16 protein-coding genes are annotated in these 16,983 nt (G+C 41.4%); 5 read left to right on the forward strand and 11 right to left on the reverse strand.

The genetic code is table 11. The annotated features are described in order from the left end of the window. Positions 1 to 83: 83 nt before the first annotated feature. Positions 84 to 305, reverse strand: a complete 222-nt coding sequence (locus BN3769_RS06575) for a hypothetical protein (protein WP_068468815.1) — start codon at positions 303 to 305, stop codon at positions 84 to 86. Positions 306 to 486: 181 nt separating this feature from the next. Next, a complete protein-coding gene (locus tag BN3769_RS06580; RefSeq protein WP_068468817.1) occupies positions 487 to 1,470 on the reverse strand; it encodes a phosphatidylglycerol lysyltransferase domain-containing protein in 984 nt (327 codons plus the stop codon). 455 nt (positions 1,471 to 1,925) lie between these two features. Between BN3769_RS06580 and BN3769_RS06585 the strand changes: the two genes are divergently transcribed. Further along, positions 1,926 to 2,126 carry a hypothetical protein gene (locus BN3769_RS06585; RefSeq protein ID WP_068468819.1) on the forward strand — a complete coding sequence of 67 codons (201 nt, stop codon included), beginning with the start codon at positions 1,926 to 1,928 and terminating at the stop codon, positions 2,124 to 2,126. A gap of 144 nt (positions 2,127 to 2,270) precedes the next feature. Here BN3769_RS06585 and BN3769_RS06590 read toward each other — a convergent pair whose 3' ends face one another. From BN3769_RS06590 to BN3769_RS06610, 5 genes are all read right to left on the reverse strand, one after another. Continuing rightward, complete coding sequence (locus BN3769_RS06590; RefSeq protein WP_068468821.1) at positions 2,271 to 3,071, reverse strand: histidine phosphatase family protein; 801 nt, start codon at positions 3,069 to 3,071, stop codon at positions 2,271 to 2,273. Positions 3,072 to 3,410: 339 nt separating this feature from the next. Beyond that, a complete protein-coding gene (locus tag BN3769_RS06595) occupies positions 3,411 to 4,613 on the reverse strand; it encodes a cation:proton antiporter (RefSeq protein ID WP_068468823.1) in 1,203 nt (400 codons plus the stop codon). A gap of 54 nt (positions 4,614 to 4,667) precedes the next feature. Further along, positions 4,668 to 5,201 carry a carboxymuconolactone decarboxylase family protein gene (locus BN3769_RS06600; protein ID WP_068468825.1) on the reverse strand — a complete coding sequence of 178 codons (534 nt, stop codon included), beginning with the start codon at positions 5,199 to 5,201 and terminating at the stop codon, positions 4,668 to 4,670. Positions 5,202 to 5,215: 14 nt separating this feature from the next. Beyond that, the gene (locus BN3769_RS06605) at positions 5,216 to 6,937 is read right to left on the reverse strand and encodes a thiamine pyrophosphate-binding protein (RefSeq protein ID WP_068468841.1); all 1,722 of its coding nucleotides are present in this window, start codon (positions 6,935 to 6,937) and stop codon (positions 5,216 to 5,218) included. Positions 6,938 to 7,254: 317 nt separating this feature from the next. Next, positions 7,255 to 7,686, reverse strand: coding sequence for an avidin-fold protein (locus BN3769_RS06610; RefSeq protein ID WP_068468843.1), 432 nt, complete (start codon positions 7,684 to 7,686; stop codon positions 7,255 to 7,257). A 158-nt stretch (positions 7,687 to 7,844) separates the two neighbouring features. Between BN3769_RS06610 and BN3769_RS06615 the strand changes: the two genes are divergently transcribed. After that, positions 7,845 to 9,257 carry a dihydrolipoyl dehydrogenase family protein gene (locus BN3769_RS06615; protein WP_068468845.1) on the forward strand — a complete coding sequence of 471 codons (1,413 nt, stop codon included), beginning with the start codon at positions 7,845 to 7,847 and terminating at the stop codon, positions 9,255 to 9,257. Positions 9,258 to 9,398: 141 nt separating this feature from the next. Here BN3769_RS06615 and BN3769_RS06620 read toward each other — a convergent pair whose 3' ends face one another. Together BN3769_RS06620 and BN3769_RS06625 are read right to left on the reverse strand one after the other, a co-directional pair. Then, the gene (locus BN3769_RS06620) at positions 9,399 to 10,403 is read right to left on the reverse strand and encodes a cupin domain-containing protein (protein ID WP_068468848.1); all 1,005 of its coding nucleotides are present in this window, start codon (positions 10,401 to 10,403) and stop codon (positions 9,399 to 9,401) included. Between the two features lie 481 nt (positions 10,404 to 10,884). Further along, positions 10,885 to 11,535, reverse strand: coding sequence for an MIP/aquaporin family protein (locus tag BN3769_RS06625; protein WP_068468850.1), 651 nt, complete (start codon positions 11,533 to 11,535; stop codon positions 10,885 to 10,887). Positions 11,536 to 11,915: 380 nt separating this feature from the next. On the opposite strand from BN3769_RS06625, the gene BN3769_RS06630 reads away from it, so the two are divergent. Then, the gene (locus BN3769_RS06630) at positions 11,916 to 12,494 is read left to right on the forward strand and encodes a hypothetical protein (RefSeq protein WP_068468852.1); all 579 of its coding nucleotides are present in this window, start codon (positions 11,916 to 11,918) and stop codon (positions 12,492 to 12,494) included. Positions 12,495 to 12,735: 241 nt separating this feature from the next. On the opposite strand, the gene BN3769_RS15130 is transcribed toward BN3769_RS06630, so the two are convergent. Continuing rightward, positions 12,736 to 12,864 (reverse strand): hypothetical protein, encoded by a 129-nt coding sequence (locus BN3769_RS15130; protein ID WP_255354185.1) that lies wholly within the window; start codon positions 12,862 to 12,864, stop codon positions 12,736 to 12,738. A 57-nt stretch (positions 12,865 to 12,921) separates the two neighbouring features. Further along, positions 12,922 to 13,620 (reverse strand): hypothetical protein, encoded by a 699-nt coding sequence (locus tag BN3769_RS06635; protein WP_068468854.1) that lies wholly within the window; start codon positions 13,618 to 13,620, stop codon positions 12,922 to 12,924. Positions 13,621 to 14,588: 968 nt separating this feature from the next. Between BN3769_RS06635 and BN3769_RS15025 the strand changes: the two genes are divergently transcribed. Beyond that, on the forward strand, positions 14,589 to 15,461 hold the full coding sequence (locus BN3769_RS15025; RefSeq protein ID WP_228840637.1) for a hypothetical protein: 873 nt from the start codon (positions 14,589 to 14,591) through the stop codon (positions 15,459 to 15,461). Positions 15,462 to 15,529: 68 nt separating this feature from the next. Further along, positions 15,530 to 16,570 carry an Lpg1974 family pore-forming outer membrane protein gene (locus tag BN3769_RS06645; protein WP_068468856.1) on the forward strand — a complete coding sequence of 347 codons (1,041 nt, stop codon included), beginning with the start codon at positions 15,530 to 15,532 and terminating at the stop codon, positions 16,568 to 16,570. Positions 16,571 to 16,983 lie beyond the last annotated feature (413 nt).

Below are 16,983 nucleotides of genomic sequence, written 5' to 3' on the forward strand. Positions count from 1 at the left end.
TGCATTCCTAAAAAGCATGAGAAAATTAAATTTAAACTATGCCCTGTTAGCTGACAAGATTTTTACTAGCCATTAAATCCCTTTTATTTGCCCTCTTTGTGGATTTTGGTCTGGCTCGCCCACCATAAAAGCAAGATAGTCAAGGCGCCATTAATGATGATGGCCCATGCGTTAAAGGTAGAAGTAAACGTAAATCCTCGCATATCTAGAGGCAACTTTATAAAAAAAGGAAGCAAAAGATGGCTTAGCGTATGCAGAAACTCTGCCCCCGCAAGAAAAAACAACATATCCCTTAAGGAAATCATTGCAATTCCTCCCTTATCACCCCCTAGTCTTCAAAGTCGCATAGGCTATGATGAATTTAGGAACCCCCTAAGAGGAGGTATTAAAGCCCATAATAATCCCTATTTAAATGATAGGGCACTTTTTGTTAAAGGAATATTGCTCACCAAAGTTTTTCAGCTTTTATGACTTAGAGGTTTTTTTTTAAGTCCTAAAGACTTTGATCAGTGCTTTGATTTCATTTAAGCCAATAGAGGGATTAGAAAATAATAAATAAGCCGGTATAGCTTTGGGATGATAACGGAGCCAATACTCTTTGCGTTTATTAAACTTAAACGTCCAATTGATGATTTTATAGATTCCCCTGACAACACCTGTAAATACAGGGCCAAAACCGTTAATTTCTCCCAAAGCATCTACGGGCATCATACCTTTGGTCAAAAACCGGCAATTTTCCTTTCTGAGAATAGATAAGACAGATGTTACCAAAAACTCCGAGGTATCGTGAAAAGCATCCGGCAATGTAGCCAAAAACTTTAACAACCATCCTTGGTTCGCCTCTACTCGACTGAGCATCAGCATGGAGGTGATCTGATCGCCATCTTTGACATAAAACCAGCGCTTGCCTACATAGCTCTCAAAAAAGTTGAGGTGACCTAAATAAATGTGCGGCCCTTTTATGGCTTGCTGCCATTTCTCTCCCACCTGCTTCAATTTTTTTTCAATTTCGTCATCAAAAGGGATATATTCATGAATAGTCAGGCCATGCTTGATCGCTTTGTCTACTCGATGCTGCAGCCGATGGCTGGACTGACAAGGATCCATCGCAGGATCAAAGATAAATTCCTGGCATACTTCCATTAAAATAGAGCAATGAGAGCTTTTCGCCCACTTTGCAAAGTTTTCAGAAACAATGATATAAATGATATTTAAATGAGCATCTTGGCAATAGTGGTAGAAGCCTTCTGCCAATTTCTCAGTCTCCTGAGGCGGACAAATGGGATCTCCAAAGACAACAGCGCAGTTGGATTCGATGCGATAAGCAATGGTTCCCGTACAATCGGGAAGATAAAAGAAATGACAGGGAAAGTCAAACATGGCTTCGGAAGCAGATGAGCCATATTTAACACATAATTCGCGTTCTCTTTGATTGCTTTCATTTAGTGGTAAAGAGCTGACTAATTCCATTTGATCTTATTCCTGTCGATTAAACGGTAAAAAAAAATTTAAATTTGCGAATTACGTACCATTTACCATTTGTTATTTTTCTTTCAAGAAAAGAGGATCGCAAAGTCGATTATATTAAATAAAAATAAGCCTCGTGCTAGCGACGACTTCGTAGAAAACCTATCTGTTATTTGTCGCCAGCGTAATGATGCTTGCCTGGATATGGGAAAAACAGCTCGATTATTTTTCTAAGCATTAGCGGCTCGTTGCCCTGGATCTCCGCTCGCAAGGCGATTCCGGGCAATCATCAGAAGGACTTTATGCCCTTTCATGGGTTAAAGACATCAAAGCCGTTGGCGATGAACTTAACCTATCCTAATTGGATAGTCGCTTGCTGTTCCGGTATAGTCAAGTAGGCTGTTCACTTTTGCTTAAAGGACTTAAAGGGATTGATAATCATCGATGGAAGAGCGGAAATGGATCCAAATAACCCTTTTATCAAGCAACTATTGATTATTGGATCCAATTCCAGACTGACTGCACACCTGAGTTTGGCAATGGTTTTTATGAGCAATTATTTTTTGCAAGGCTTCTGCCCGCTTTTGCCGCAAATAGGCATTCCCACTTGGATTGCAATAATCGAAGGCCCATGCTTAAGTGATAGGCAAGCGATGTAAAGTCCCATTCTCTCTACTCATTTAGACACTATCAAATCAGCCGCCATGCCTGATTTGTCGACCAGCCAGAAGCCTTTCATTGATCTCTGGCAATCGTCACTGAAAGCCTAAAGACTAGGCATGCGAATTTAGGTGACTAGCTGTTTAATTGCTTGGCAATAAACGAATATGCATTTTATTTTTTGCTTCGTAAATCTTGCCTTCTAAAGGCATTTCGACTAGAAGCATATCGCAATTTGCAAATTCGACTGCAGGAAGCTCGGTCCCTTCTTCAGTTGGAAGAGCATCCGCAAGGCCGCTCCAGGTCAGGGCTAACGCATTAAGCGCATTGCAATGGATGACATGAATAATTGTCTTACCCTTATACTCTTCAACCATTTGCTGCAAGTCTACCAAGGCACGCTCTCTCACCTGTTTCGGGCTCTCGCCGCCTTCAAATTTAGGCCTGCTAAATTTTTCACTTGCAGAAAGTGTATTCCAGGCATCCATGACACGTTGATAAGCGTAATCTCGCGGCCTGCCTTCCCACTCTCCATGCGATTGCTCAGCTGTACCCGGATATTGCTTTCCAAAGGAGCAATGGACCGCTGGCTTTAACTCTTCATAAATTTTTTCAGCAGTCTGCATCGCCCTTTTTGCATGAGAAGAGGTAATGACATACAGCCCCTCTGAAGGCAAATATTTTTTTAATTCGGCCGCAAGCATTTCCGCCTGATGAATTCCCTTTTCCGTCAAAGGAACCCCTAAGTTTTTTCCCTGAATAACTCTCACACCCTTCCCAGCAGTAGCCGTGCCATTTAGAGCACTTTCTCCGTGACGAATAAAGTAAATTCTTTGAACTACATCTGTTGTCACCTCCAACTGTCCATTGATTTGAGTTATCGGTTGATCTTGATAAAGCCAAGACTGTTGATTGCTTACAGCTTGCATATCTGTAGTTAGCATAATTAACCCCATTAAAAAACTAAAAATAAACATAAATAAATGATTTAAATATTAAATAATATCAAAAGATTATTTTTTAATTCAATTAATTTAACACAAATACTGAAATAACAATTAATTCGTTATACATAATTCATTTTGATAATCATGCAATCAAATAAGGTTAATGAGTTATTAGAAGGTATATTAAAACTCAAATGTGACTAGCATAGAGAAGAAAAGGGCTTGCTAGACTAAACAGCATGAGCAGTAGCCGCGGGTTGGACGCAGCCGGAACCCACGGACAATATGTAAAAACCCTTTTTTTAAGAACCAACCTTAGTGGTTTTGGGATAGCTTCTAAGCGTTTAATTGTTTTGTATAGAACCAACGCAAAGAAAAGGGAGCAATCAAGGTTGTGAACGTGATTACAAGGATAAGGGCTGCATAAACATCATTTGTAAAAACGTTTGCATCAAGTCCGACATTGGCAAAAATTAGCCCTACCTCTCCCCTGGGGATCATGGCCATTCCAATAACCCATTTCGTCATCCGATTCTCTCCCTTTAGAAAAAAAGCAGAAAATAATTTTCCTGCAATCGCGACTAGTATTAAAATACCGGTGAGCAACCAGATAAAGGAAGAATCCCACGAGACGACTTTCAAATCCAATGATAAGCCGATGGCAACGAAAAAGATAGGCGTAAACAAATGAATAATCGGCTTCATTTGTTTTTCAACACTATGGCTAAACTCTTTTGATTCGCGTAAGAATACGGCAAAAGGGAAAAAAAACTGTCTAGATAAAGCCAAGCCCGCAGCAAATCCTCCCAATAACTCCGGCGCGCCCAAAGAATGAGCCATCCACGCAAAAAATAGGATCAGCGAAACAATTGTGGTCGGCAAAAGGCCAGGAATGTCGCTTTTCTTATCCCATTTTTGAATGATATAAGAAATCCCTTTCGCTAAAATGGGGGAAATTAAGAAAAACAGAATGATGAACAATAAAACTTTTGCCGTGCTCCATAAGTTGATCTCTCCGCTTACGGAAAATTCATAGAGCATCGTCAGCAAAACGATTCCAATGATGTCATCAAAAACAGCAGCTCCAATAATAATTTGCGCTTCATGGCTATCCTGTTTTTTCAAATCGCGCAAAACCCTTAAAGTGATTCCAATACTTGTCGCAGTCAAGGTGCATGCGATGAAAAGACTGGCCAATAAAGAGAAATCAAATAAGTAGTAACTAACAAAAAATCCCAATACAAGCGGTAAAATGACTCCTCCAAGCGCCACAATAAACGCCTTACCGCCAGCGGAAGATAAATGCCCAATATCCGTTTCTATCCCTACTTCAAAAAGGAGCAAGATAATCCCTATTTGCGCTAGCAAATGAATGGGATTGCTTATCTCAATCAATCCCAGCACACTTGGCCCGATAATGATTCCAGCAACCAGCTCCCCAATAACTGTGGGAATCTGGAAGTAGGCGGCAAGCTCGCCAAATAATCGAGCCGAAATGAGAATGAAGACCAGTTGAAGTAAGAATGTCGGAGCATCCATTTATGACCTTATTCCTTGAAATGATTCATAGGGCGAATTTCGCTTTCCATTGTCTTATCCATGCGAGACATCAAATCCCTGATTGATGGCTGCAAACATTTGATAGAAACCTGATAAGACCACGATTTCTACAAAGCCATACATGCCATATTTTTTAATGGCATCTGCTTGCACCTGCTCGGGAATATTTTTCCACACCAAGGTGGCATTCAAAACCTGCGCGGCTAATTGATAGGGTTCCGGAAAAGACTGCCCCAATATCCCATGTGCATGTATGGACTCCGCTACCGCTTTCGGCACGCCTGCTGCTAATGCGTGCTGGACATGATCCATCCACTCAAATGCCGCATTCGTCTCTTTTGCCACGGAAAGCACGACAAATTGATAAATATCCCTCGGCAAATGTCCTTCAAACTTAAGGTAATAGCCAAGTGCTTCTATTTTTTGGCAAAGCTCGGGATGATTCATTAAAGCAGCATAGGGGCCATCGAATGGAGCGCCCTGGCTCTTTCTTTTAGCCACCATGGCTTCATAGATGGCTTTGTCTTTGGAATCTAAATCAACGGGGTTAAAAGGCAGCTTAACCATTTTTAGCTCCAGGATTATTCTTGATAAGACCAGTCAGCGCAAGCCTTTGCCCAATCCCCTACCGGTGTCGGGAAACGTTTATCCGCCTTGACGTCAATGACTGTCGGTCCCTTGTTTTGAAGGGCAGCAGCAAAAGCAGGGGCAAGTTCATTCGGCTGTGAAACCGTGATCCCGTTACAGCCAAGGGCTTTAGAAAAGGCGGCCCAATCCAGATCGGGCAAGAGAGTTAATTCATTGGGCACAGGCCCTTCTTGATGGGCTCGCAGCCAGACATTTCCCAAAGCGGCATTATTAATAACAACATAAATGATCGGCAATTGATAGCGGGCAGCTGTTGCGACTTCAATGCCTTGCATATGCATGCATCCATCGCCCGTGATGACCGCGACTTTTTTATCTGGTTGTGCGCACTGCACCCCGATTGCAGCCGGAATTGCCCATCCCATAGGCCCTAGATTGGTCGCCGAAATATACGTAAGAGGAGCATACGCAGACCAGTAATGGCCGGCAAAAGCACGGTGGGCGCCGGAATCGATCAAGACAATGCCGTCGCGCGGCAAAGCGGAGCGCAGTTCGCTCACGATCCGCGCTGGATGAATGGGAATAGCCGCACTCTTGCAATTTTCAGGATTCTGCAGCCGAGGCTGGGCAAGAATTCCCGCCAGCCATTTTTTGCGGACATCCAATGTAGATTCCAAAGGGACGCGAATTGCATCGCTCTTAGTCTCCAACCAATTTAAATACGCTCCTGCGTCGCCTATGACAGTGCTTCCCCTCAAATGAACGCCCATCGCCAATGGATTGAGATTGACGCAGATAGAATTTTTTGGCGATAGATGCAGAGTCCAATGCATCGTATCTCTTTCATTAAGGCCTGATCCTAACACGATCAGCAAATCCGGTGGACGATCCAGGATAGCCATTCTGGAATGATGGGTACCCGCATAGCCGAATACGCCAAGCGAAAGCGGATGATCTTCAGGAAAAACGCCTTTTGCACGCAGTGTCGTCGCAACGGGAATGCTCCAGCGTTCTGCAAATTGAATCAAGGCTTGCGAAGCCTTGGCATGTTCGATGCCGGCTCCGGCTAAAATGGCAATGCGCACAGGAGGCAAGCCATCCGGCCCGCCTTGAAAATGCTTTAATGTCGCTTCCGCTGCTTGTAAAGACAGGACGCCTGCATGGATTAGATCTGCGCTGATCGGTTGATACTCAACCTCCATATTAGCGACCTGGCTGTCTTTTGGAATAGAGAGATGAACAGGACCTGCGGGTTCGGCTAGAAGGCGGATGATGGCATGGCGCAGCAAGTGAGGAAGATTTTTGGGATTATCAATTGAACTGGAATAATGGGTCAATCCTTTCAACGTACTGACATCATCAAGCGTTTGGCTGCTGGCATCTTGAAACATGCCAAGGCCTTCAATGCAAGTTGCTGTCTCCCCGCTAATCAGGAGAAGCGGCGACCCATCTGTTTGCGCAGCTGCAACAGCCGTTACTGTATTGGCAAGGCCAGGCCCGCCAATACAAAGCGCAGCGCCAAATTTTCCACTGGCTCGCGCATACCCATCTGCCATATAAGCTGCTCCCCCTTCTTGGGCAGCTATAATTGGCTTCACAGCTGTTTGTCTTCCAAGCGCAGGCAAAAAAGGATCGACAAGCCCGCCCGGCACCATAAAAAGGTATTCAATTTTTTCTTTTGATAAACAATCGAGAATAAAATCCGTGCCCAACATCTGTTTGCCTTAAAAAATCATTTATACCTGAGCTTGAAGTTTTTTTGCCTGTTGGACTGACGTGAAAGCTCTTGCAGATGAACAAATGACAAGACGGTCCCTATTTTTTAATATTGGCCGTCTTGTCATTTGTTCATCTCCGCGGCTTTGACACAGTCGAAAGAGCAAAAAACTCCAAACTCATGTATTTATGTTCGTTGATTCATGCCTATTTTTATAAAGCAAACACATGATTTTATAAAAATTATTTGAACAGAAATGTAATGGCAAAAGAACTCAATGCGCTTTATTCAAATCCAGGCAAGATTTAAAAGGAGTCAAAGTTCTTGAAAGATATTGGTGCCAAATTCCCCGGGACGCGATTTCCATTCAAAATACTCTATGAGAATTATTTTTCCTTCTTTATTCCTCTCTAGCTGACATGTAGATATGCCGTTATCGAGTTTGCCATCAAGTTGTAGCTGACAATAGCTGAACTCAAGCTGATGGGGGGTAGACAATTTGCCCACTAAAAAGCCTTTGTAAATTTTTCCTCCTTGGTATTCAGCAAATATCATCCCCTCTTGCTGTGAAAAATGAAAAATTGTTTCCTGATTGACCACTCCGTTTTCAGCCGTTTTGATGACATGCATTTTAATTCCGTCCAAATTAATCGGCTCGAGCGGATCGATAGTAAAAACCAATCCGGACGCAAAAAGGAAATGGGTAAAAACAATCGTTATAGTTGTTCTGTAAAGATGGTGGAACATAGCAAGCTCTTGGTGTTTAATTGTTAAAAATAAAAAGTCATAGGCTTGAATGCGAGCTAATTCAACAGTAAAACATGAAAATTATTTTTTAATTTCCTTTAATAATTTGCGGTTTTCATTATAAAAATAAGCAAACAAAACGATAAAGGGAAAGACTAATGGAAGAAGAAGCATACGATGTAGTAGTTTTTGGAAGCGGCGAGGGTGGAAAATATATTGCCTGGAACCTTGCCAAGCAAGGGCAGAAAGTTGCTGTCATTGAGCGGAAATATATTGGCGGCTCCTGTCCAAATATCGCTTGTCTTCCTAGCAAAAATATCATCCATAGCGCCAAAGTCGCTTCCTTATTCTTTAGAAGCCCCGAATTTGGAATTACCAAAGATAATTGCAAAATCAATATGCAAGCTGTACGAGAACGCAAACGGCAGATGGTGAATGGGCTTGTCAACATGCATATTGATCTATTCAAAAAAAATGGAGCCGAACTGATCGTAGGAGAAGGCAAGTTTATCGGGCCTAAAACCATTCAAGTCACCGATGCGCAAGGAAAAGCCCGCCATTTAACCGGCAAAAAGATCATTTTAAGCACAGGTTCGCGCACAGCTATGGAGAACATCCCGGGCTTGAAAGAGGCAAAGCCCCTTACACATATAGAGGCCCTGGAGTTGGACCATATACCCGATCACCTTATTGTAATCGGAGGAGGCTACATTGGTTTAGAACTCGCTCAAGCGATGCGGCGCTTTGGCAGCAAAGTGACAATCATTGAACGCAATGAGCGGCTTGTCCACCGAGAAGACAAGGATGTCTCCGAAGCACTTCAAGATTTATTCAAAGACGAAGGGATTGATTTTATTCCAAACGCCCATGTCGCAAGCGTTGAAGGGATCTCGGGCCAATCTGTAAAAGTCCATCTTGCTCAGTCCAACCGGACTATAGAAGGAACGGATTTGTTAGTTGCAACCGGACGCACGCCAAATACGGCCGGTATTGGTCTTGAACTGACGGAAGTCGAATTGACAGACAAGGGGCATATTAAAGTCAACGAACGCTTGGAAACGACAGCTCCCGATATTTGGGCTGTAGGCGATTGTGCCGGCAGTCCGCATTTTACCCATATCGCCTTCGATGATTTCCGCATCGTGTTGGAAAATATGAATGGAGGCAATCGGATAAAGACAGGTAGGCAAGTCCCTTATTGCATGTTCATCGATCCTGAATTAGCCCGCATCGGTTTAAGCGAAACAGAGGCCAAAGCCCAAGGCATTCCCTATAGACTGGCCAAAATTCCCATGTCTCAAGTTTTACGCACCCGGACTTTATCGGAAACGCGTGGATTTATGAAAGCCTTAATCGATGCAAAAACAGATAAAATTTTGGGATTCACTGTTTTTGGGGTCGGAGCCGGAGAAATCATGGCATCCGTGCAAATTGCCATGCTAGGTGGACTGCCTTATACAACATTGAGAGATGCCATATTCACCCATCCCACATTGATTGAAGGACTTATTCCCCTGTTTTCAGCCGTTCCGGCAGCTGAGAAAGCGCACGCCCAGGCTTTATCAAAATGATAGAGCAAAATTTTTACGTTGAGTAGGAATTGGCAGCTTGCACCTCTTCGCTCGCCTTAAAATAAAGAGCCGGACAGCTTTTTAAAAAGCTGTCCGGTTAGCAGCTATTGCACATAGCCTTAGAAAATTAGTCATTTCAATCTAAACAGGCACGATGACAAGCGGTCCTTCAGGTTTTTTGAAGGCATTAAAGTAAGCGGGCTCGACATTGAAAATAGAGGCGAGCACTTCGTTGGAATAAGCCCCTATGGCTTCCCCTATTCCAATATAGTCCGGTGTGGCATGGCTAAAAAAGGCGATCACTTCCACTTGATCCGGACCAATATTTTCAATATTGTGAAAATGACAAGCGGGAGCAAAGGCCCCTTCTCCGCCCTTCACTTCTAATACTTCTACATGTCCATTAGGTGAAAGCACCGTAATGCGTGTTTTTCCTTTGACGATGTAAACGAGCTCGCCCGCGTTGGTATGCCAATGCGGCTCTACACAGCCTTTTGGATTTAATCCAAATCCCAGTATCCCTAATTCTTGCAGAACGGGAAGATTGGCTTTTGTTCCCACCTGCAAATAGCCCCCTTTCGTCTCGACCGTTTTTGCGCTATCTTCGATGTCAAACTTATATTGGCTTGCGATGTCTTCTGAAACGCTCTTCTGCTGAGGAAGCGTTTTAATGAGCTCATTATTTTTTGCTTTCTTGAGCCCATCAATAAAGCCAGAAGATGTATTAAACGTGCTGTTAAAGACACTATCCGAAATGGAGTGCACGGCTTTTGACAAATACATCATCTCCGGGTAGGAATGGCTCAACGTAAAATTGATGACGCTTTCCTCTTCACCGATATTTTCAATATGGTGCACATAACCGTGAGGAATGAAAAACATCTCGCCTTTTTTTACTGTGAACGTTTCCACTCCGTTCGGCGTACGCATAACCACTAAAACCTTTCCCTGCGTACAATAACCAATTTTATGGGCATTGGCATGCCAAATCGGATCTAAAGAGCCTCGTTTGCTTAGTTTTAAATTAGCAAAGGAAGTATTGACAAACCCAGGCACTTCTTTGGCAGTCACACATGTCAGACTGCCTGCCTGATTACTCACAAGAGGTTTAATCGATCCTAAGCTGAAAAAAAAGTTGCTATTCATACGCTTCCTTATAAAATTAGTCTTAAGGCATTACTATCATCAAATAGAAGATGAGCAGCCATTTAAATTAGCCTTATCTTCTTTTGATCTCCTGAAAGTGATAAATTAAAAATTAATTTATGTATAATTTTTTCTATCAAACGCACGAAGCTGTCAGGTTTTTGGCCGTTTTGCACGCGGAAAAGTTTATAGAAAATTGTAAAGCGTCGGATTGACCGGATACGAGGATGCATTAAAACTCAAATTTGAATGGCATAGATGAGAAAAAAACTCAAACTCAGGTGACTAGACAAAGCAAGCGACGCGAGTGGCGCATGGGCAGCAGCCGTGGGTGGCGGCGCAACCGCAATCCACGGACAACGCGTAAAAATCACGTTAGGGCGCAGCTGAAGAGACTGCCATCAAATTAACTTGGCGATCAAAAGTGGCTTATCCATTTAACCCGCCTAATTTAACAACAGTCCCTATCAATGGAAAATATTTAAAACTCTTTATTTTCTATAGGATGGGCTGCATTAAATACCCAAGCAGCAACCGCGCCGCCCAGTAAATTGGCAATAAGATAGACCCACAGGTTAGACCAGGCGCTGGATTTGAGAACGCTTAATCCTAAAGCGACTGCTGGATTTAAAGCCGCGCTAGAAAGATTTCCGATCGCATAGGCTCCCACAAGCACAGTAAAGCCAATTGCTAATCCAAAATAAGAATTTCCATCTGTTGCTCGTGCGGCTGCCACATTCAACACGACATAACACAAAGCAAAAGTAAACAAAAACTCCAGCACAAATGCTTTATCATATTGGATTTCAATAGCATGAGAAGAAAATCCATCTTTTAAATAAGCAGTCAATAAGGCGGCAATGATACCGGCAACAAATTGAACAACCCAATAGATTCCCAAATCTCTGCTGGAAAGTTTTTTGGCTATAAAAGCCGCTAAAGAAACAGCAGGATTATAATGCCCTCCTGAGATATGGCCTCCGGCAAAAACCATGACCATTAAAATGGATCCAATAGCTAACGGAGCCCACAAACCAATATTATGCGGATCAAGCGTGACCAATCCTACGGTCAAAACAAGAAAAAAGGTTCCTATAAACTCATAAATATATCTGATATAATCTCTTTCCATATCACTCCTTATTTAGGTTAATTTCTTTCATATAATAACTATTTAAATATTTAGTAAATAAATTTGTTATAAAGCCATTTACAACTTCAATTTCTATCCATTGTCTCCTGCCAAGCGATTGAGTTGACAACAAGGCCGGAGTTCTAAAATGAGAGTTTGCCACGCATAGGAATAAAGCCCTTTTCCTCTTGTTCATTGCTCATATGAAAACGCCAATCAGTTCTGGGAAAAAAACAATTTTATCCCACAAAATATTTACGTTTAAGTCTTGGCTATGCGGGAAAGAGAGCTTGATTTTCAATTGAAAAAAAAATTAGATTGCTTTCATCAGTTTTTAGAAAAATAGATTCTCCCATAGACCTTTTATGAGGGATAAGCCCATGCATTTTATTTTGAAAATCGCCCTTTTATGTTTAGTCTTTTGCGGATATGAAGACCTTTCAGCCTCTAGCGGTCACGATAAATTTCAAGCGTTGAGCCAAAAGAAATTTAAAAAATACAAGTCTATTCTTGCAAACTCTACCTGGATTGTTCCCCCTTCCACTCTGATGGCAATTAACTATACAGCCGGAACGGAAACTGCTCTGACCGATCAAACAGTCTGGGTCATTAGTCGCTTTGAAAATGGCTATTTTTTTGGCGATGCCTATGTAGGCATCAATGGCATTCCCACCTCGCATATGAAGCTAGTCGGATCTGTCACGCCTTTTGGAGAGGTTTATATTGCTTTTTATCCCGCAGCAGGAAATTTGTTAACGACCGACGTTGTCAACGGGATAGGAAAATTGAGGAGAATCCAAAATGAATATGTCTTTATCATGCAGATGAATAGTGCTCCAACCAACCTCACTGGACTTGCACACTGGTCTTACATGATCAGCGTAGATAAAGAGGACTATCTTTACCAGAATCTTCCCGGTATGAACATAAGCGTGCCCCAATTCATCAGTCTTTTCTAACCTGAGTTTGGACTGATCTGAAAGTTCTTGCCATTTGTTCATCTCCGCAGCTTTGACGCAGTCGAAAGGGCAAAAAAACTCAGGTTTCTAATTCTCCATGGCCTCGCCTCTTTTATCACTTCCTTAGCTAAATTTTAGCGTTGAATAAAAGCGCTGCCTTTAACCGAGCGAGGATGGCAAAAGAGGTATTTGAACGAATAGAAAAGAGGATAGCCGCGATAAAATCGCACCTATTATTGCATTAACTATCTGCAATAAATAAATTAATAAAACCGCTTTCAATTCCAATATCCCTTAATTTCTTTCTCTCCAAAGGCGTTTTAATTTCAGCCGGCCACCATACATTAAAAACCGTGATTAAGAAGGCCATGTTTCCTGGGTATTAATCCCATCAAAAACAGGCCTTCAGATCCCATTCCTGCTTACTTTATTTATGCGATAAAGGAATTTGCAAATCTTTCTTTATATAAATTTCAACATAACCGGGCAATCTTGTGGGATCGTTGAGTTGCTGTAAGCGATCGATAAATCTTTGATCTTTTTGCTCTGTGAGATACACAATGCGCCAGACATTAAGGGGGGTATTTTCTTCACCTTCGACGGAATGCTGCACATGAAAAAGGGGCTGATCATTTTGCAAATAAATGTCTTCTCCCTCGCTATTTTTTAAGCGTTGAGATCCGATAAAAGTCACTTTTTGATCTTTATAGTTCAAATAGACCTTTTCAAATACCTCGGCATAGACATCGCTATTTAGCCATTGCTTCTGCTCTGTAGACCTGACAAATACCTCATCTCCATTTTCCAAAACTTTTCTATCCCAAGATTTTCCGTCCCGTACAACATAAGAGAGGTATGTTTTAGGATCCCATGCTTTTCTTATTTCTACATCCCACAGCAGCTGGCGAGTGAAATGGATGGGAATGGGCGTTTCATAATACTTGGACAGAATGTCATTGATATTTGCGTCGTCTAATCTGGCTTGCGTATAATCCGGATTATTCCACGCTTGCTCAAATTCTTCTTCTGCCTCATTCATGGCATATGCATTTAGAAAGGAAAAGGTACATATAGATAAAGCCAACGCAACCATCGTTTTGCGTGTTTTACAAATAAATTTAAACATAATTCGCCCTCTTGAGAAAATTTATTTTGAAATAAGAAATTTATTTTCCATCCCCTTAATAATGTATTTACCGCAGTTTTTGCTATTTCCTCCTCTACCCTTACTTATTAAAGGAAATTGCGAATACTAGTGATCAAGATTAAATCTCAAGTCCGACTTTTTTTAGAGAATGAACAGTAATTTTATAAAAAAAATTCATCTTTATTTAAAGAAAATTCTATACAAGAAATGAGTAAATCTTCTTACTACTAAGAACCTGTTAAAAAACTTCTAAGAAACAGTGATCCGAATTCGGCTTCCATCAAAAAGCTTATCGGATAAAAAATCTATGGCCCAACACTCATTCTTGCTGCTTGCCAAGGTCGGCAATAGACGAATCTTAAGACTGCCCCCTTCTTTTAGGGATCTTATCCCTGCAGTCCCTCTTTTTGTATAATCTATAAATCCGCTTATGATTGGTTGATCTTCTCCCCCTTTCTTTGCAATAACGTATGAATATGTCTGTAACCATCTCTCACTCGTATTGAAACAATTTCCTTAATCTTTAGCGTCAAAACAGCCTATCGTGCGCATTTGCCTACCTGTTATTTAAGTGATCGAATAAGGCATATTTTTATGACTGGATCTGGAAAACTCAGTAATACTCAACCAGCTAGCCTCGCCGCTTGCATGAGATGGAGCTCTAACAAGTATTCTTTTTTTTCAAAAAATAAATTTATTTATTGACAGAACCTTAAATCAATTATTAAGGTATGAAATGTTAATGGTTAAAGGGACTTTTTCTAGATTCAATTAAGTTGGTTTAAAATCCACTTTTGCGCATCGTCTAAATTAAAAGCTTGGGAAATTAAAATGTTTTCATGTCTTTTATTTTAGATGATGCATCAAAAGCCTCTCTTTCATTTACTTAACTGAATTCAGGGATAGGCTCTCAGGGATTTGAACGGTTAACTATACTTAGGATACATATGAATTTACATATGCTCGTTTTGCTGTTGGCATTAGCCATGCCTTTGACTGCAACCCAGGAAGGTATAAGGGCTGCCAATTTACAAGATCGTATCTTGTTAAAAAATCAAGATAATATTCTAATCCCAGATAATGACAAAGAATGTTGCAAGGGGTGCAATGACTGTCGTCGGACCCTATCTGGGGCTGAGCTATTGCAACAAGTACAAAAAACTCTGAATGAGGGAATATTTGCACTACCGCAGATTCAGCCACTAGTAGCACAACAAATCATTTTACCAAACCTGTCCAACCCGCAAGTGATACAAACACTGGCACAGGTTATTGCAGCAAATGGTATCGGCGGACCTGCTGGACCTGCTGGACCTGCTGGTGCGACAGGAGCTACAGGAGCTACAGGAGCTACAGGAGCTACGGGAGCCCAAGGTCCAGCAGGCGGAGTTAGCGGATTTGGTGATTTTTTCGCGTTAATGCCCCCCAACAATGCTGCGACTGTTGGAGTGGGTACTGCCGTAGAGTTTCCACAAACTCAAGGTACTACTCTTGGAATCATACGCCTATCTAATACTCAATTTGAATTGAGTAGCATTGGTACTTATCTAGTCATGTTTCAAGTGAGTGTAACTGAACCTGGACAATTAGTTTTAGGTCTTGATACTTCCACAGGAGTCACTGAACTACCATATACAGTAGTCGGACGAGCAACCGGCACTTCTCAGATAGTGGGAATAGCTATTGTGACTACGACAAGCATAAATGAAGTACTGACAGTTCGTAATCCTAGCTCGAATTCTACTGCACTAACTATTACTCCTCTAGCAGGAGGAGTTGATCCTGTTTCAGCACATCTTGTGATTATTCGACTTTTATAATGACAGGATTAACCACTAAAGAATATGTAAATAATGTTACGGCCAATTAACATAGGAAAAATACTTGTATGTCATACACTCTTAAAAAGATACATGCAGCGATAACGGCCTTATTGCTAATAGCGGCCGATCAACTCCATGCTGATTATGGTCACTCATCAATAAGTGGAGAATGCAGGGATTTCTATTCTTGTGCACCTGCTTGTTGTTGTGGTAAAGGCTTCATAAGCGCTGATCTATTATATTGGAGAGCTTTTGAAGATGGACTGGATGCATGTTTTCCCACTGAAGCTGTCGATTACGTCTCTTCGGATGGGAACATCATTTCTAAGTTCAAAGGCAAAGGCGAAGATCCGGACTTTAATTGGGATGCAGGTTTTCGACTTGGGACTGGATATCAGTTTGCGAGCGGTTGGGATATAGCAGCATTCTGGACGCATTTTCATTCGCATTCAAGCAGACATCATAGGAATAATTACGAATCCAGGGATGAGCACGAACTTCGTTGGAAATTAGACTTTGAAGTTGTGGATCTTATCGGAGCACGTGAAATTAATTTAGGATCTTGTTTTACACTTAGTCCATTTGGCGGTTTGCGTTGGGCAAGGATTGAACAAAAGCTTCGCTCAAACTTTATTAGTAATGCTGATTTTTATTCCGGATCGAGTTCGCAAATCTTTTATTCGGATTTCAGCCCTTCAGGCTATTCATCAAGCAATTTCTCAACATTTAGTTCGCATAACAAAGAAAAATTTTGGGGACTTGGCCCTTTAGTCGGTGTTGAGTTAGATTGGAATTTGGGCTGCGGCTTAAGTTTGTATGCAAATGCTTCCGTAGCTTTTCTATATGGGCATTTTCATGTGCGATTAAATGAATCGGATGAGTTTGTAGACGGTGCTGACTTCTGCAATGTAAAGCGGAATATGTGTGCCTGCCAAACAGTTCTGGATGCTGGACTAGGTGTTCGCTGGCAAACATGTTTTTGCGGAAGCATTGTGTGGCTGCAATTAGGCCTGGAACATCACAGCTACTTTAACCAAAATCGTTTTGGAGATTATGGTGACTTATGTTTGGACGGAGCGAATTTTTCAGCTGGCTTCGCATTTTAACTAACAGGTGATCAACTCAAAAAGGAAAATATAACAAGCCTGGAAATTATTGAATTCAAAGGCTATCTAAGCCTACTTCTACATAGCCTTATAATTTTAATATAATTTCAACCAGGCTTTTGATTTTTGTGTTTTCCTATCATCTTAAAATTTAATTACATGAATTCATTAACAGGATCTATTCTTTTCAATTACTCTTGATTTAATAAGCTGGGTTAATAAGCCCTTTATAAATCAAAATGCTTTCCAAGAACTTCTAAAGAAATTTACTTTTCTCAACAAATTGAGAGCCTGTTAAAAAACCTTATTTTCAATTATCCTTTATGAGGATTCATGAGAGGATTTTGAATGAGAAAGAAATATTCTAGCGATTTATCGGATGAGGAGTGGCAACTAATAGAACACTTATTTCT

Origin of the sequence: Candidatus Protochlamydia phocaeensis (assembly GCF_001545115.1) — a bacterium.
In the GTDB taxonomy this organism is placed as follows: Bacteria; Chlamydiota; Chlamydiia; order Chlamydiales; family Parachlamydiaceae; genus Protochlamydia_A; species Protochlamydia_A phocaeensis.

What these genes read in the sequence shown, in the direction of transcription:
- BN3769_RS06575 (WP_068468815.1), bottom strand. Translation starts at nt 305, where the DNA reads ATGATTTCCTTAAGGGATATGTTGTTTTTTCTTGCGGGGGCAGAGTTT.
- BN3769_RS06580 (WP_068468817.1), bottom strand. Translation starts at nt 1,470, where the DNA reads ATGGAATTAGTCAGCTCTTTACCACTAAATGAAAGCAATCAAAGAGAA.
- BN3769_RS06585 (WP_068468819.1), top strand. Translation starts at nt 1,926, where the DNA reads ATGGATCCAAATAACCCTTTTATCAAGCAACTATTGATTATTGGATCC.
- BN3769_RS06590 (WP_068468821.1), bottom strand. Translation starts at nt 3,071, where the DNA reads ATGCTAACTACAGATATGCAAGCTGTAAGCAATCAACAGTCTTGGCTT.
- BN3769_RS06595 (WP_068468823.1), bottom strand. Translation starts at nt 4,613, where the DNA reads ATGGATGCTCCGACATTCTTACTTCAACTGGTCTTCATTCTCATTTCG.
- BN3769_RS06600 (WP_068468825.1), bottom strand. Translation starts at nt 5,201, where the DNA reads ATGGTTAAGCTGCCTTTTAACCCCGTTGATTTAGATTCCAAAGACAAA.
- BN3769_RS06605 (WP_068468841.1), bottom strand. Translation starts at nt 6,937, where the DNA reads ATGTTGGGCACGGATTTTATTCTCGATTGTTTATCAAAAGAAAAAATT.
- BN3769_RS06610 (WP_068468843.1), bottom strand. Translation starts at nt 7,686, where the DNA reads ATGTTCCACCATCTTTACAGAACAACTATAACGATTGTTTTTACCCAT.
- BN3769_RS06615 (WP_068468845.1), top strand. Translation starts at nt 7,845, where the DNA reads ATGGAAGAAGAAGCATACGATGTAGTAGTTTTTGGAAGCGGCGAGGGT.
- BN3769_RS06620 (WP_068468848.1), bottom strand. Translation starts at nt 10,403, where the DNA reads ATGAATAGCAACTTTTTTTTCAGCTTAGGATCGATTAAACCTCTTGTG.
- BN3769_RS06625 (WP_068468850.1), bottom strand. Translation starts at nt 11,535, where the DNA reads ATGGAAAGAGATTATATCAGATATATTTATGAGTTTATAGGAACCTTT.
- BN3769_RS06630 (WP_068468852.1), top strand. Translation starts at nt 11,916, where the DNA reads ATGCATTTTATTTTGAAAATCGCCCTTTTATGTTTAGTCTTTTGCGGA.
- BN3769_RS15130 (WP_255354185.1), bottom strand. Translation starts at nt 12,864, where the DNA reads ATGGCCTTCTTAATCACGGTTTTTAATGTATGGTGGCCGGCTGAAATT.
- BN3769_RS06635 (WP_068468854.1), bottom strand. Translation starts at nt 13,620, where the DNA reads ATGTTTAAATTTATTTGTAAAACACGCAAAACGATGGTTGCGTTGGCT.
- BN3769_RS15025 (WP_228840637.1), top strand. Translation starts at nt 14,589, where the DNA reads ATGAATTTACATATGCTCGTTTTGCTGTTGGCATTAGCCATGCCTTTG.
- BN3769_RS06645 (WP_068468856.1), top strand. Translation starts at nt 15,530, where the DNA reads ATGTCATACACTCTTAAAAAGATACATGCAGCGATAACGGCCTTATTG.